This window comes from Flavobacterium aquidurense (assembly GCF_001404985.1).
GTDB lineage: Bacteria > Bacteroidota > Bacteroidia > Flavobacteriales > Flavobacteriaceae > Flavobacterium > Flavobacterium aquidurense_B.
In genome coordinates this window covers 472195-487506 of the sequence record NZ_JRLF01000014.1, presented here as the reverse complement: position 1 = coordinate 487506, position 15312 = coordinate 472195, and the positions used below count along the sequence as shown (strand labels likewise).

Sequence of the window (15312 nt, the reverse complement as noted above, 5' to 3'; positions counted from 1 at the left end):
AGACTGCAAAAGTAAACACAAAATTCAAGATAATATAGTAAAGTGATAAAGTTGATGTATAGAATTTTAAATATTTTGTTAATTCTGAAATTTGAAAGCTGTTATTTATTTAGATTTGAATCACTAAAAACAAACTTTAATTTATATGAACAAATTTTTTGTAACTGGTCTGTTGATTTTTAGCGCTTTGAATGTCATCGGTCAAGCCAAAAATCAAATTAAATTTACCGCTAAAATAGCGAACAGAAATAGTGATACTTTAGTTATCAAGGGAAGAAATAATTTTAAACAAGTTATTCCAATTAATAATAAAGAGGTTTTTGCTGCCAATTTTGAAGCTGCAAAAGGGTTTTATGTGTTTTCTGACGGTACAGAATCTTCTAATTTATATTTAAAACCAGATTCAGAGATTAATCTAACGATGAATGCCAAAGAATTTGATGAAACAATTGTATATAAAGGTAAAGGTGTGGATGAAAGTAATTTTATGGCACAGCAAGCATTGAAGGATGAACAATTTCAAAAAGAAGCTTACGCAAAAGAACCAACAGAATTTGCATCGTTATTAGAAGCAAAGAAAAAAGCAGATATAGAAAGTGTTGAAAAAGGAAATTTTGATCCTGAGTTTAAAACGGCCTTAAAAAATAGTTTTGAGAGTTTTAATCAATACGCAGCACAAGAATATGACAGGGCTTATAAGGCAAATAAACTAAACGGAAAACCTTCGCCTGATTTTGATTATGTAAATCATAAAGGAGGAAAAACCAAGCTTTCTGACTTAAAAGGTAAATACGTATATATTGATCTTTGGGCAACATGGTGTGCGCCTTGTAGAGCTGAAATCCCGTATTTGCAAAAAATCGAGGAAAAGTATCACGGAAAAAATATTGAGTTCGTTAGTATTTCAATTGATAAGATGAAAGACAATGAAAAGTGGAAAAAATTTGTAACAGATAAAAATTTAGGAGGGATTCAATTGTTTGCTGATAAAGATTGGGAATCTGAATTTGTTACTAATTATGGTGTAACGGGAATTCCGAGATTTATTATCGTTGATCCAAAAGGAAATGTTTTTAATGCAGATGCTTCAAGACCTTCATCTCCAGAGCTTCAAGCTCTATTAGATTCATTATTAAAGTAATTTAGTATAAAATTTATATCGATATAGTAAATAGTCTTTTAGCTAAGAATACCAATGAAACCAGTGCTTAAGCGCTGGTTTTTTTGTTTTAGATGATTTCCCAATGTTAAGTTTTTACTCAATGTTATCAAATTGTTAAGTAAAAGTTTGTTTAATGTAAACAATTAATTATATTTGATAACGATTTGATAACATTAAATACCTAAAGATATGAAAAAGTGTGTAATTTTAGTTGCAATATTGTTCTCTGGAATTTTAGTTGCACAAGAAACAAAACCTGAATTAGAAGTTGTTGGAAACAAAGTAAAAGCTACTTATTACTATGAAAATGGTAAAGTACAACAAGAAGGCTTTTTTAAAGATGGTAAATTAGATGGCGTTTGGGTATCATATGATGAAAATGGAAATAAAGTTGCCGTGGGTGAATACACAGACGGGTTGAAAACTGGAAAATGGGTTTTCTTCAATGAAAAAAATCTTTCTGAAGTTGCTTATGAAAACAGCAAAATCGCTTCAGTTAAGAATTTACAAAAAAATGCTTTGGCAAATAGAAATTAATAATTTCGAATAATAAATAGGAACCGCTTTAATTGGCGGTTTTTTTTATGCCTTTATTTTTTTGCAGGATTTGTTTCTTCTTCCATACCAAATTATAAAACCTGTCACAGGCAAGCAAGCAGCAATGAGGCTAACTATAAAAGCAATAATTTTTCCCGGCAGATCTAAGATTTGCCCCGTATGAATTCCGTAATTCATTTCTACTACCTGAAGACCTAAACTCTTTTTGTCGAAAGTCTGGCTTTGAATTAATTTGCCATCACCTGGATGAAAATAATAATTGCTCTGATGATCGTATCTTAAGGTATGCGGATAAGCCCCGGTATTGATTATGTCTCCTTTTTTCTGGGGATAAGTTACAAATATCATTTCGGCTTTTGGCTGAAATTTCATGGTTTCAACAAAAGCACGATCGATAGCATCGAGTTTGTTATTGTCAAATTTAGTAATATCGATTATAGGGGTTTTTGTTTCTAAAGCTTTATCACCACCAAAATTGAAACTTTTATAAATACCATTCCCAACCCATTCATAAGTAAAAGTCAGACCTGTAACAGCAATGACAACAGCGATGATAGAAATGTAAAACCCGGATGTATTGTGCCAGTCATAGTTTACACGACGCCATTTTGCAGACCATTTTACGGTAAAACTTCTTTTAATATCGCTTCTGCGTTTTGGCCACCATTGAATAATTCCCGAAATAAGCAATAAAATAAAAATGATAGTAGCGCCACCAATAATATGTTTTCCTATATAATCCGGTAAAAGCAAATACAAATGAATATATTCTACTATAATAAAAAAGTCTGTTTCAGGGTTTTCTGTTTTTAAATATTTTCCTGTATACGGATTAAAATAGAGGTAGAGATTTTCTGTGTCAGAATAAGTATAAACAATCGCAGACCTGTTTTTGCCGTAATACGAAACCATACTCGATTTATTCCGGGGAGCAATTTCTTTTGCTTTGTCCAATAAAACTGATGGCATTAAAAATGGTTTGTTTTGAGGCTCAACCAATCGCCATTCTTTTCTGGTTATATCTTTTATTTCATCATGAAAGCAAAAAATACAACCAGTAATACTAATAATAAAAACAATAAGCCCGGAAATTAATCCGAGCCATTTATGTATAAAACGTATTTTTTTCCTGAATCCCATTTTTTGAATAAAGCGTAAAAGTATACGCTAAATCAATAGAGGACAAATTATTTAAGGTAATTTTTATAAAACTGCCTTTTTTGGTTTTAAGGAAAAAGCCACATAAAGAGATATAGATGCTAAAACGATCCAGAAGACATCAATAAAAAATACCTGAATATGATTTTGCAGGAACGAATCCCAGAACCAATTTCCAGATACAATTCCGTTTGTAACAGGAATTAGAAATCCCAGAATACTTCCTGAAATCAAGCAGAATTTATTGGTAAAGGCATCATTTTTTTTAAGAATAAAAAAGATTGTAAGAATAAGCCATCCTCCAAAATATACAAGGAAAAGATTCTCTTGTGTTAGCGGATGAAATATTTTAGCAGCTATAAAAGCAAGTGCTGTAATAGGATACATGCTCAGGCAGATTGCTAAATAAATGCGAACTACAGCAGCATTAAAACGTCTTTTTTTCTCTGGTAAATTGTTTTTTTGTCTCGCGACCAGCCAGATCATTACACCAGAAATAATAACAAAACAAGTAATAATTCCCAGCACGAAACTCACAATTTTTAAAGGATAACCTCCGTAATCGCCAAAGTGTATTCTGTATAAAACATTTTTTACAACATCTAAATAGTTGTTTTGTGTGACAGGATTTTTCTTTGCAATTTCTTTTCCGTCAGAGATTCTGTAAACTACTTTTCCTATTCCTGTGAATTTTTTATGGCTTAACATTTCACCTTCGACTAAGACATGCATGTTGGCATCGCCGTAATTCTGAATAAAAACACGGGTGATTTCAAAATCCTTCCAGTTGTTTTTTGCTTTCGCAACTAACTGGTCGATATTATAAGGTACAGCTAATTTTTTATTATCGAATTTATAATCGGGATCTTTATATTCTAATTCTTTGTATAATTTATCCTGATCGCCTTTATATAATGCCATTACAGCAGGAGCTACAATCAAAAGTTTGATCATGAAAAATGCTCCGGTTACGGCATATACAAACTGAAATGGCAAACCAATCATGCCTAATGCAGTATGTGCATCTGTCCATAATGTTTTTAATTTTTCTTTTGGGCGAAAAATATAAAAATTAGAAACGATTTTTTTCCAATGTAACAGAACGCCGGTTATGATCGCAAATAGAAAAAACAAGGCAATAAAACCGGAAAGGTAATATCCAATCGGATATGGTATTTGAGCAAGAAAGTGTAAACGGTATAAAAATTCACCTAATGAATAAGATTCTTCATAAGTAAATGTTTTTAATGTTTTAGTGTCTAAATAAAAGAAAGATCCTTCTTTTTGTTTGGCAGGGGCCAAAGTATCTTTGGTTCCTTCCATATAAATGGCAACCCTTCTTTCGTTGCCAGGTTTAGAAATAGTGATATTTCTTCCGTGCAAAACGTATTCCTTGTCAAGTTTATTTAAGGTTGTGTTGTAGTCTAAATGTATTTCTCTGGTAATAGCAGTAGATTCATTTCTTTCCCAATTGATAATTTCATCTCTGAAGAAAGAAAAAGATCCTGCGAAAAAAATCACAAAAAGAACGACACTGATCACAATTCCGCTAACGGTATGTGTATGAAAATAGATATTGTAATTGCGATTATTCATGATTTATTTTGCTATTGGATTGTAGGTTTGACCCAAATAAATAAAAAGAGAAAAAACTAAAGTTAAAAGTATATAAATACCCCAAATTTTCCATCCGCTTTTTGCTAAAAAGGCAAGTATCATAAGTGCTACCCAAAGAATAAACCCGCTAAATGCCATCGTCATAAGGATATTTGCACGGTTAAACCAAGATGCTAAAGCCAGATGAAAAGTGACTGAAACAAAATAGCCACCTACTATGGCAGCTGTAATTTTGGCAAATCGTTGCCATTTAGATTGTGTTAGATATTTAGGATTTGCCGGCATATTTTGGTTAGAAATAAGTTAGTTATAATAAAATTCTAATAAAGCAACAATAATAAAAAGTACAGCAATAGCGAATGGGCTTATTTTTTTTAGTGGAGTTAAAATAATAATTAAACTGCCAATAGTCATTAGCTGAATAAAAAACATTAATGTACCGCAACATAGTGATTGTGTAAAAAGCCAGAGAGAATAAGCTAATAAAAGAAGTCCTAAACCTAAAAATTTGGTTGGTTTAGGATTGCTTTTCATCCATTTCTCAAAACCCAGATCATAAGATAAAGTGGCTCTTTTCGAAGTGTAATAAAGCGTATAAAAAGCTAAAAAAACGATGAGACTTGCTATTGTTATCATAATTTCATAGAATTTAAAAAACACCTTTCCGGCTAAAAGGAAAGGTGTTTTATGATTTTTTATTAGAATCTGTAGGAGAAACTTGCTGCAACAGTTCTCATGTTTCTTGGATGAATTGTAGACCAACCATCATAAGTATCAACATTACCAATATTGTCTAATTTTAATGTCAATGTGTATTTTTCTGTTCCGTAGAATACAGAAGAATTAAGTACTGTATATTCCGGAATTGTAAATTGTCCAACAATTGTACGGTTCATGATTTTGTTTTTGCTGGCATAATTTCCTCCAAAACCTAAACCGAAACCTTGTAAATCTCCTTCCAGGAATTTATAACTTGCCCAAAGATTGGCTAAGTTTTGTGGTCCTCCGCTTTCTGGTCTGTGACCTACGAAGTCTGGATCACCCGCTAGTAAAACTGCATCATTATAGCTATAACCAGCAACAATGTTTAATCCGTCAATAGGGTTTGCAACGATTTCAGCTTCAAAACCTTTATTTTTTTGTGCTCCATCCTGGAAAGCTGTTTGCGTTGTAGCGCCATAAACAACATAAACCTGATCTTTTACTTCGATGTTATAATAGCTAAATGTTGCGTATAATTTATCTTTGAATACGTTTAATTTTGTTCCAATTTCAAATTGATTAGCATGCTCTGGTTTGAAAGTTCTTGGTCGTGTACTTCCGTCTGATAAAATTTCTGTTACAGGAGCTGAATTAGCAAAACCGTCCATGTAATTAGCAAAAAGAGATACTTTATCAATAATTGGCTGATAAACTAATCCAAATTTTGGTGAGAAAGCAGTTTGATTAAAATCATCTGCGTTTGTGCTCAAATCACCCGCTGTAATAAAACGGTCAACACGTAAACTTGCCATTGCTAATAAAGAAGGGGTAAAGTTAATTACGTCTGATGCATAAACACTATATACCTCTTGTTTTGTTTTATTAGTACCAATACCTGCATCAGCTATAAGAGCATCAGTTCCGGCTTTCGTTAAGTTTCCATTATCACCATTAGTGATGTATTTTGCAGGATCAGTAATTTGATAAAGATATTGATTTACAGTTGCTACATCCAGGTTACCAATATAAATATTACCATTTGATACATAGTTAGAACCATTGTCAATTGCTCCTCTGTTGAAGTAATCCAAACCAACAACAATTCTGTTTCTCATTTCTCCGATTTTAAAATCGCCAATGAAATTTTGTTGAATATCAGTTGTAAGTGTTGTAGAGTTCTGGTAATTCATAGAACGTCCTAAAACAATTCCTTCACTTATCTGAGTAGGTGCAAATCGTGTCCCTTCATATAAATAAGAATAATATCCTTGTGATGAAGACGAACCTCTTGAAACTACAGTTTGAGAAGTCCATTGATCATTAAATTTGTAATTCATTTGTCCTTGAAGACTGTAAGATGGAGTTTCAATAGCAAGTTGATTACTGGTGTAAGAACGTTTATTGTCATAACCCAATTCATTCATGTTGTGAACTCTTAGAGCAGTTCCTCTGTCTAAAAATAACATTGTTGCATTGGTTTGTTTGTTGCTCATGAATTCTGTATTAATGAAAAACGAAAGTTTGTCACTAACCTGATAAGATAAAGAGGGTGCAAAAAAGAATGATTTTTTAAATCCGGCATCTTGAAAACTGTTTTCTGTGTGGTAAGCACTATTGACACGGAAATTGATTTTATGTTCTTCGTCTAATGGAGTGTTTACATCTACAGTAACTCTGTTTAACCCGTTGCTTCCTGCAGTATAATTTACCTCACCACCAAAATGGTCGTATGGTTTTTTTGTAGTAATGTTAATTAAACCTCCGTAAGAGATTAAGCTGCTTCCAAATAAAGTTCCTGATGGTCCTTTGATTACTTCGATTTTATCAATGTTTGCAGGATCTAAACTTCCATTTGTTAATCCTGGCAATCCGTTGATCATAGTTGGCTGAACGGCAAATCCTCTTAATGAAAAATATCCTGCTCCGTCACCTCCACGTCCTGTAGAAGTCCAAAGTGGTGTTAATCCCGGAGCATTTTTTAATGCGTCATCAAGATTGGTAACAACTTGTTCTTTTAAAAGTTCACTTGTAATAGTGGTATAAACTTGTGGGTTTTCAAGATTTTTAAGTGGCAATCTTGATACTTGTTGTGTCTCTTTGCGAGCTAATGGATTCTTTTTTCCATTACCGTTGATTACAATTTCGTCTAATTGCTCAGAATTTGAACTAATAGTAAAGTCTTCTACTATATCATCACCAGCATTAAGAGATACGCTTTTTTCTTTAGATGAATGTCCAACTGCAGAAACTTTAATAACATAGCTTCCCGGTTTTAGATTTTTAATTTCATAAAAACCATTACTATCAGTATTAGTTCCTATTTTAGTTCCTTTTAATATAACCGAAACATTATCTGCAGCCTGATTATTGTTTAAGCTAATTTGACCTTTGATACTTGCTTTTTCCTGTGCTGAAATACTTCTAGCTGTTAATAGAAACAAACAAAAGCTCAAAAAAGAAATTGTAAATTTATATTTCATTTTTATTTAGAATTGATTTTAATAGCGCAAATTTAGTTTCTGGTTGTCAACTATGCAAGCTATTCTTATTTATTCTAAATAAAATATTTTTTAAAGGGTAAAATTTACGTTTGTTTAAAAAATTAACATCTTAAGCAAGATTTAAGCCAATCTTAAGAATAAAAAAGCCTGTTCAACTTAATGAACAGGCTTTTATTTATATCGAAAATTATTACAATTTACAATTCTAAAGCACGTTTAGCATCACCATTCAATAATAATTCTAATGGATTTTCTAATGCTTCTTTTACAGCAACCAAGAAACCAACTGACTCACGTCCGTCGATAATTCTATGATCATAAGAAAGCGCCACGTACATCATTGGGTGAATTTCTACTTTACCGTTTACGGCAATTGGACGCTCAATAATGTTGTGCATTCCTAAAATTCCTGATTGAGGAGGGTTGATAATTGGAGTACTCAACATACTTCCAAAAACACCACCATTAGTAATAGTGAAAGTTCCGCCTGTCATATCATCAACAGTAATTTGACCGTCACGAGCTCTAAGGGCTAATCTTTTAATTTCAGCTTCAATTCCGCGGAAAGATAAGTTTTCAGCATTACGAACAACAGGAACCATTAAACCTTTTGGTCCTGAAACTGCGATCGAGATATCAGCGAAATCATAAGCTACTTTATAATCGCCATCCATCATAGAGTTTACATCAGGATATAATTCTAATGCTCTTGTAACTGCTTTTGTAAAGAAAGACATGTATCCTAAACCAAGACCACCATGTTTTGCTTTGAAAGCATCTTTGTATTCGTTACGAATTAAGTTGATTGGTGTCATGTTAACTTCGTTGAAAGTCGTTAACATAGCAGTTTCATTTTTAGCAGCAACTAATCTCTCTGCTACTTTACGACGTAGCATTGATAATTTTGTACGTTCAGATCCACGGTTTCCTCCAGTTGGAGTTCCCATAGACGGTACTGCATTTACAGCATCATCTTTAGTAATTCTTCCGCCTTTACCAGTTCCTGAAACAGTTGCTGGTGCTATATTTTTTTCGTCTAATATTTTTCTTGCTGCCGGAGATGGAGTTCCTGCTGCATAACTTGTAGCTGCCGGAGCCTGAACCGGAGCTGCTTTTGGTCCCGAAGCTTCGGGATCAGCTTTTGCTTCAGCCTTTGGAGCTTCCGCTTTAGGTGCCTCAGCTACTGGTGCTGCCGGAGCATCACCTGCTGGTTTTACACCATCTGTATCAATTAAACAAACTACAGCTCCTACAGCAACTGCATCACCTTCTTCTGCTTTTAGCGTAATAATTCCGCTCATTTCAGCCGGTAATTCAAGAGTTGCTTTGTCTGAATCAACTTCAGCAATAGCTTGATCTTTTTCTACATAATCTCCGTCTTTTACTAACCAAGTTGCAATTTCAACTTCTTTTATTGATTCCCCTGGTGATGGGACTTTCATTTCTAAAATCATCTTATTTTTTGTTTAAGGTTTTTATGGTTTAAAGTTTCATGTTGGCTTGAACTTGAAACTTTAAACTTGAAACATTCTTTTTATCTGAATAAATTTTTATCGAAAACCATTCTAATCGCATCTGCATGACGACGTTTTGCACGTGTGTAACTTCCTGAAGCAGGTGCAGCATAAGCTTTTAACGAAGCTAATCTCCATTTTACAAGATCAAAGTTCATTAACATAAAGCTGTAAGCTCCCATGTTTTTAGGCTCTTCCTGTGCCCAAACATAATCGTCGGCATTTGGATATTGTGCGATAATTGCTTTTAATTGTTCAACTGGTAATGGAAACAATTGCTCGATACGAACAACTGCTACATCGTTTCTTCCGTTGTTTTCTCTTTCAGCAACGATATCATAGTAGAATTTACCTGTAACAAAAACTAATGTTTTTACTGCTTTTTTATCTACTGTATTGTCGTCAATCGTTTCCTGGAAACTTCCATTTGCTAATTCTTCTACTGTAGAAACACATCTTGGATCACGTAATAAACTTTTTGGAGAAAAAACTACCAAAGGTTTACGGAAATTCGTTTTCATTTGTCTTCTTAACAAGTGAAAAAAGTTGGCTGGCGTTGTACAATCTGCAACATACATATTTTGTCTTGCACAAAGTTGTAAATAACGCTCCATTCTTGCCGAAGAGTGTTCTGCACCTTGTCCTTCATAACCGTGAGGCAATAATAAAACAATACCATTTTGGTTGTTCCATTTATCTTCACCGCATGAAATATATTGGTCAATCATGATTTGTGCTCCATTAGAGAAATCTCCAAATTGTGCTTCCCAGATAGTTAATGCGTTTGGATTCGCTAATGCATATCCATAATCAAAACCAAGAACTCCATACTCAGATAAAAGAGAATTAAATACGCCGAATTTTCCTTTTTTGTTTTCAATAGAATCCAATAAAATTACTTCTTCTTCAGAATCTTCGACTTTAACAACAGCGTGACGGTGAGAGAATGTACCACGCTCTACGTCCTGACCTGAAATACGAATATCAAATCCTTCAGTCAAAAGTGAACCGTAAGCCAGTGCTTCTGCAGTTCCCCAATCAATAGTGTTATTGTCGTATCCTGCTTTCCTGTCTGTTACAATTTTAGTTATTTTATTGATGAACTTTTTGTCTTCAGGTAATGTTGAAATTGTATTGATGATAGAATCCAATCCTTTTTTGTCAAAAGAAGTGTTTACTTTTTCAAGCATTTGAGTATCTGTTACCTGAACAAATCCATCCCATTCGTTTTTCATGAATGGAGTTATGATCGTCAAATCTTTTTTACGGGAAGCTTCTAAATTCTCCTCCATCAAAGATTTGTATTCTTTTTCTAAAGCATTTACATAAGATGCATCGATTACGCCGTCTGACAATAATTTCTCTGCATAAATATCTCTTGGATTTTTATGTTTTGCGATGATTTTATATAAAACAGGTTGTGTAAAACGAGGTTCATCACCTTCGTTATGACCGTATTTTCTATATCCTAAAAGATCGATAAATACGTCACGGCCAAATTGCATTCTGTAATCTAATGCAAAAGATACAGCATGTACAACAGCTTCAGCATCATCTGCATTTACGTGTAATACTGGCGAAAGTGTAACTTTAGCAACGTCTGTACAATAAGTAGACGAACGTGCATCTAAATAGTTAGTTGTAAAACCAACCTGGTTGTTGATCACAATATGGATTGTTCCTCCGGTTTTGTAACCGTCAAGCTGAGCCATTTGAATGATTTCATATAAGATTCCCTGACCTGCAATTGCAGCATCTCCGTGAACGGCGATAGGTAATACTTTAGAAAAATCATTAGCGTAATATTTATCTTGCTTCGCTCTTGTAATTCCTTCAATTACAGCTCCAACCGTTTCTAAGTGAGAAGGGTTTGGTGCTAAATTGATATTGATATTTTTTCCTGTTCTTGTTTTTTTATCAGCAGTAAGACCTAAGTGGTATTTTACGTCACCATCAAAATATTCCTGATCGTAATCTTTACCGTCAAATTCACCAAAGATATCCTGAGTAGATTTACCAAAGATATTTGCCAAAACGTTCAAACGACCACGGTGAGCCATTCCCATTACGAATTGTTCAACACCTTTTTCAGCAGCTTGTTCGATCAAAGCGTCTAAAGCAGGAATAATTGATTCACCCCCTTCTAATGAAAAACGTTTTTGACCTACGTATTTTGTATGCAAAAAGTTCTCGAAAGAAACCGCCTGATTTAATTTATTTAAGATAGTTTTCTTTTCTTCAGAATTGAAATTAGGCTGATTTACATTTACAGCTAATTTATCCTGAATCCATTTTACAACACCAGGGTTTCTGATATACATATATTCAATACCAATATGTTGGCAGTAAATAGATTGTAGTCGTGTTACAATGTCTTGTAATGTAGATGGTCCCACTCCAATAGTCTGAGCAGCATCAAAAACTGTTGAAAGATCAGCAGTTGTTAATCCAAAATTTTCAATGTCTAAAGTTGGAGAAGATGTTCTACGGTCACGAACAGGATTTGTTTTTGTAAACAAATGTCCGCGAGTACGGTATCCATCAATTAATTTTAGAACGTTAAATTCTTTTTGCAGTTTTTCTGAAACTTTACTGTAATCTGTGTTGTCGCTAGTCACATATTCAACAATCTGTTGAACTGGATTTTCGTCATTATAAGTCGTTTGTCCAAAGTCGAAACCTTGAAAAAAACTTCTCCAGCTTGGCTCAACGCTATCTGGATTTACTAAATACTGATCATATAATTGTGCGAAAAACTCTGTATGCGCTGCATTTAAAAATGAAAACCTATCCATAATATTAGTGAATATACTTTTTGTTAAATAGAATGGCAAAAGTACAACAATCGACTTTATTTAAACCTTTTTTTTACGTACTTTTACGTAAAAATTTGTTAAAAATAGACTCAACTATGCGTAAAATTCAATTTTCAATCGATTGCAAACTTTTTTTTGTGATTTTGACAGTCTTATTTTCCAGTTCAGCAATTGCACAGCAAAACTATGTAATTGATAACAGCAATCATTTTTGGGATAAAGTACAATTTGGTGGAGGTCTTGGTTTAGGAATAGGTTCCGGATATACAGATATCTCCGTAATGCCAAGTGCTATTTATAATGTAAATGAAATTGTGGCTGTTGGTGTTGGTTTGCAATTTGGTTATTTATCTTCTAAAAGTTACTACAATTCTTTTGTTTATGGAGGAAGCGTGGTAGGGCTTGTAAATCCAATTCCGGAAATTCAGTTGTCTGCAGAGTTAGAGCAGGTGCGAGTAAACACAGATTATAATTCGACTCCTTACAGACCAAGTTATTCTGATAATTATTGGAATACTGCCTTATATCTTGGTGCAGGTTACAGAACCGGAAGTGTTACTATTGGTGCACGTTATGATGTTTTGTATGATCCTAACAAAAGTCTTTATGGATCTGGTTTTATGCCTTTTGTGAGAGTTTACTTTTAAAGGTTCAAAGGTTCAGAGTAGCAAAGGTTCAAAGGTTTTAAAAAAAAAATCTAATAGTGAAGAGATATATTTTTGTATTTATTATTGTTGTTATTTCGAGTTGTAACAATTTTACTAAAGTAGATGTTGCGGATAAAAAAGTTGTAGAGAAAGAATTGACACCTTTTTTCGATTCAGATAAAATCGATCATTATTATTTGAATTTTTCTGAAGAGGATTTTGTGAAATTTACTAGTAAAGATCCCTTTACTAAAAAAGAAAAAGAATTCTCTAATTTATATATGCGGTATTATCCGGATAGTGTTCCAAAAGAAAATTTTGAGAAAATACTATTAAGCCACAATTATAAAAAATCAAACTTATCCATAAATCAAGAAAAAGATATTCAAAATGTTTTTAGCGCCAAAGATTCGTTAATGACCGAAGGATATGCTTGTGTAGCTGAATATCGAGATATTTTTATTTTTAAGAAGAAAGAAGAAACCGTAGGTATAGCAAAGATTTGTTTTAAATGCGGTCGTTTCCAGATTATCGGAAGTAAACTAGATACTAGCGGATTTGGACTTTGGTCTGAATTGGACAGATTAAAAAATATTGTAAGACCAAATAGTAAAACTTAAAATGGGAGAATATCCAAAAGAGATAGATTTATTTCATAAAACAATAGAAAGTCTAAAAGGAATAGAAAACGTTAGTAGTGGTATTGATAATTTAGAAGGAATTAAGGGGTCTGAATTAGGAGATTTGTCATTTTCTCATTTGCCTATTGCAACTTTATTAAGAACAGATGGCGGACTTAAAGATGAAGTAATATTGCAATTCGAATTTACATTAGATAAATCTTCAGACAGTTTAATATCGTTAGAGTTTCTATCCTGGTTTGTTCGTGATCAGTCTAGAGGAGGTGAAATGCTTCAATTAAGGACGTTTGCACTTCCGCCAAAAGTACTGGATCAATTTCAAATTGGCGAGACATTAAAGTTTCATATTGACTATTTTATTGAAGATGCTCCGGAATCCTTACAGCCCATTTTAGATAAAATTTCAAAATTAAATAAGTCTTTAGAACTGTTTATCAAACTGTATGAGATACCAACGAAAAAATTAAAATAGAAAACCCGGAACCTTACTTATAGTGATTTCGGAACCAAACCTTTTGCCATTCTCTTTTTAAAACCAAAAACGCAACCTGTTCAGCAAGAATTACCAAATCTGATCCGTCGAGTTTTTTTATTTCTATTTCAGAGACATCTATAATGTAAAGCAGGTTGAGATATTCAGCAAACTTGTACTGAATCATTCGGTAGATTTTTTCGTGAAGCTGGATTTTTAGTTCTTCGGGAGAAATACTCAACGGAAAATCAATTCCTTCATTGGCTAAATTAAAGTCTTTATTGATTTGCTCAATCAGGCTTAAATATAGATTTCCACTTTCGGCATCAGCCAATAAAATATCGGTATTTTCAGGAATCGGAAACATTGATGCTTTTTAAGATTGACGCAAAGTTAAAACTAAAAAATCATTTAACTGTTGATTCTCTTTCAATGATTCTTGTAGGAAGTTCAATAATTTGATGTGTTACCGGTCGATGCTCTTTTATATCTACAATTTCATCTATTAACAGCGAAACTGCCTGATGTCCCATTTCGAATCCGGGCTGATCTATTGTGGTTAATTTTGGCGAAATAACCGTACTCATAAACCAATTGCTAAAACCAAAAACGGCAACTTGTTCAGGTGTTTTTATTCCGGCTTCATTAAAGTATTTGATAATCCCGATGGCGACCAAATCTGTAATCGCAAAAATGGCATCAATATCCGGATTTTCGGTCATTATTTTTTGGGCATTTTCATAACCATCTTCAAAATCAGTATTGTTATCACACACATAAACCAATTTCGAATCGTACTCAATTCCGTGTGCTTCAAGCGCCCTTTTATATCCTAAAAAGCGATCGATCGAATTTTGCGGAACATAAGAACCCCTAAAATGGGCGATCTTTTTATATCCTTTATTAATAAGGTAGGAAACCGCATCAAAAGCTGCTTTTGCATCATTAATAACAACTTTGGAACAATCGACTCTTTTGGCAATTTTATCAAATAAAACTACAGGAGTATTTTTTCTAATCGCTTCATTAATATGAGTGAAGTCATCAGTTTCATTCGAGAGAGACATTAAAACCCCGTCAACACGTTTTTGAATTAATAAGGCTAGCTGTTTTTTCTCTAATTCATATTTTTCGTTTGATTGTAGAATGATGACCAGATAACCTCTTTTTTCAGCTTCTTCAAGGATGCCATTTAATACACTTGAAAAAAAGTGATGCACGGTAGCAGGGATAATAACACCAATTGTTTTGGTTTCATTGGTTCTAAGGTTAACTGCAACAGAATTAGGGATGTAATTCATTGTTTCTGCCATTTCGAGAACTCTGGCGCGTGTAGACTTACTAATATCAGTATATCCTTTTAACGCTTTTGAAACCGTAGTAACCGAAATTCCTAATGCCGAGGCTATATCTATTAATTTTGTGTCATTCATGAAATAAAAGTACTAAAAATAAACTGCATCGATAAAAAATTAACTTCCGAAAACGTTTTAGGAGTTTTCGAAAACGTTTTCGATTTTAAAT

Annotated in this window: 14 protein-coding genes; 5 read left to right on the top strand and 9 right to left on the bottom strand. The window is 33.3% G+C overall.

The genetic code is table 11. The features are described 5' to 3' along the window. The first annotated feature begins 145 nt into the window (after positions 1-145). Positions 146-1141 carry a TlpA family protein disulfide reductase gene (locus tag RC62_RS17620; protein ID WP_055097498.1) on the top strand — a complete coding sequence of 332 codons (996 nt, stop codon included), beginning with the start codon at positions 146-148 and terminating at the stop codon, positions 1139-1141. A gap of 210 nt (positions 1142-1351) precedes the next feature. Next, a complete protein-coding gene (locus RC62_RS17615) occupies positions 1352-1699 on the top strand; it encodes a toxin-antitoxin system YwqK family antitoxin (protein ID WP_055097497.1) in 348 nt (115 codons plus the stop codon). 45 nt (positions 1700-1744) lie between these two features. On the opposite strand, the gene RC62_RS17610 is transcribed toward RC62_RS17615, so the two are convergent. From RC62_RS17610 to RC62_RS17580, 7 genes are all read right to left on the bottom strand, one after another. Further along, complete coding sequence (locus tag RC62_RS17610; protein WP_055097496.1) at positions 1745-2860, bottom strand: PepSY-associated TM helix domain-containing protein; 1116 nt, start codon at positions 2858-2860, stop codon at positions 1745-1747. A gap of 63 nt (positions 2861-2923) precedes the next feature. Continuing rightward, a complete protein-coding gene (locus RC62_RS17605; RefSeq protein WP_055097495.1) occupies positions 2924-4474 on the bottom strand; it encodes a PepSY-associated TM helix domain-containing protein in 1551 nt (516 codons plus the stop codon). A 3-nt stretch (positions 4475-4477) separates the two neighbouring features. Next, positions 4478-4780: a hypothetical protein gene (locus tag RC62_RS17600; protein ID WP_055097493.1), complete on the bottom strand. Its 303-nt coding sequence runs from the start codon at positions 4778-4780 to the stop codon at positions 4478-4480. Positions 4781-4798: 18 nt separating this feature from the next. Then, positions 4799-5131 carry a hypothetical protein gene (locus tag RC62_RS17595; RefSeq protein WP_055097492.1) on the bottom strand — a complete coding sequence of 111 codons (333 nt, stop codon included), beginning with the start codon at positions 5129-5131 and terminating at the stop codon, positions 4799-4801. 62 nt (positions 5132-5193) lie between these two features. Then, complete coding sequence (locus RC62_RS17590; protein WP_055097490.1) at positions 5194-7677, bottom strand: TonB-dependent receptor; 2484 nt, start codon at positions 7675-7677, stop codon at positions 5194-5196. Between the two features lie 218 nt (positions 7678-7895). Continuing rightward, the gene (gene odhB, locus RC62_RS17585; RefSeq protein ID WP_055097489.1) at positions 7896-9152 is read right to left on the bottom strand and encodes a 2-oxoglutarate dehydrogenase complex dihydrolipoyllysine-residue succinyltransferase; all 1257 of its coding nucleotides are present in this window, start codon (positions 9150-9152) and stop codon (positions 7896-7898) included. Positions 9153-9232: 80 nt separating this feature from the next. Further along, complete coding sequence (locus RC62_RS17580) at positions 9233-12007, bottom strand: 2-oxoglutarate dehydrogenase E1 component (protein WP_055097488.1); 2775 nt, start codon at positions 12005-12007, stop codon at positions 9233-9235. A gap of 116 nt (positions 12008-12123) precedes the next feature. Here RC62_RS17580 and RC62_RS17575 point away from each other — a divergent pair, with 116 nt between their 5' ends. The 3 genes from RC62_RS17575 to RC62_RS17565 are packed head-to-tail and all read left to right on the top strand — an operon-like array spanning position 12124 to position 13788. Further along, positions 12124-12675, top strand: coding sequence for a hypothetical protein (locus tag RC62_RS17575; protein WP_055097773.1), 552 nt, complete (start codon positions 12124-12126; stop codon positions 12673-12675). 56 nt (positions 12676-12731) lie between these two features. Then, the gene (locus RC62_RS17570; protein ID WP_055097486.1) at positions 12732-13295 is read left to right on the top strand and encodes a hypothetical protein; all 564 of its coding nucleotides are present in this window, start codon (positions 12732-12734) and stop codon (positions 13293-13295) included. A gap of 1 nt (position 13296) precedes the next feature. Next, positions 13297-13788 carry a hypothetical protein gene (locus RC62_RS17565; RefSeq protein WP_055097485.1) on the top strand — a complete coding sequence of 164 codons (492 nt, stop codon included), beginning with the start codon at positions 13297-13299 and terminating at the stop codon, positions 13786-13788. A 13-nt stretch (positions 13789-13801) separates the two neighbouring features. On the opposite strand, the gene RC62_RS17560 is transcribed toward RC62_RS17565, so the two are convergent. Together RC62_RS17560 and RC62_RS17555 are read right to left on the bottom strand one after the other, a co-directional pair. Continuing rightward, positions 13802-14155: a hypothetical protein gene (locus tag RC62_RS17560; protein WP_055097484.1), complete on the bottom strand. Its 354-nt coding sequence runs from the start codon at positions 14153-14155 to the stop codon at positions 13802-13804. Between the two features lie 40 nt (positions 14156-14195). Beyond that, entirely contained in the window at positions 14196-15221 is a 1026-nt protein-coding gene (locus RC62_RS17555) for a LacI family DNA-binding transcriptional regulator (RefSeq protein WP_055097483.1), read from the bottom strand. Between the last annotated feature and the right edge of the window lie 91 nt (positions 15222-15312).

What these genes read in the sequence shown, in the direction of transcription:
- RC62_RS17620 (WP_055097498.1), top strand. Translation starts at nt 146, where the DNA reads ATGAACAAATTTTTTGTAACTGGTCTGTTGATTTTTAGCGCTTTGAAT.
- RC62_RS17615 (WP_055097497.1), top strand. Translation starts at nt 1,352, where the DNA reads ATGAAAAAGTGTGTAATTTTAGTTGCAATATTGTTCTCTGGAATTTTA.
- RC62_RS17610 (WP_055097496.1), bottom strand. Translation starts at nt 2,860, where the DNA reads ATGGGATTCAGGAAAAAAATACGTTTTATACATAAATGGCTCGGATTA.
- RC62_RS17605 (WP_055097495.1), bottom strand. Translation starts at nt 4,474, where the DNA reads ATGAATAATCGCAATTACAATATCTATTTTCATACACATACCGTTAGC.
- RC62_RS17600 (WP_055097493.1), bottom strand. Translation starts at nt 4,780, where the DNA reads ATGCCGGCAAATCCTAAATATCTAACACAATCTAAATGGCAACGATTT.
- RC62_RS17595 (WP_055097492.1), bottom strand. Translation starts at nt 5,131, where the DNA reads ATGATAACAATAGCAAGTCTCATCGTTTTTTTAGCTTTTTATACGCTT.
- RC62_RS17590 (WP_055097490.1), bottom strand. Translation starts at nt 7,677, where the DNA reads ATGAAATATAAATTTACAATTTCTTTTTTGAGCTTTTGTTTGTTTCTA.
- odhB (WP_055097489.1), bottom strand. Translation starts at nt 9,152, where the DNA reads ATGATTTTAGAAATGAAAGTCCCATCACCAGGGGAATCAATAAAAGAA.
- RC62_RS17580 (WP_055097488.1), bottom strand. Translation starts at nt 12,007, where the DNA reads ATGGATAGGTTTTCATTTTTAAATGCAGCGCATACAGAGTTTTTCGCA.
- RC62_RS17575 (WP_055097773.1), top strand. Translation starts at nt 12,124, where the DNA reads ATGCGTAAAATTCAATTTTCAATCGATTGCAAACTTTTTTTTGTGATT.
- RC62_RS17565 (WP_055097485.1), top strand. Translation starts at nt 13,297, where the DNA reads ATGGGAGAATATCCAAAAGAGATAGATTTATTTCATAAAACAATAGAA.
- RC62_RS17560 (WP_055097484.1), bottom strand. Translation starts at nt 14,155, where the DNA reads ATGTTTCCGATTCCTGAAAATACCGATATTTTATTGGCTGATGCCGAA.
- RC62_RS17555 (WP_055097483.1), bottom strand. Translation starts at nt 15,221, where the DNA reads ATGAATGACACAAAATTAATAGATATAGCCTCGGCATTAGGAATTTCG.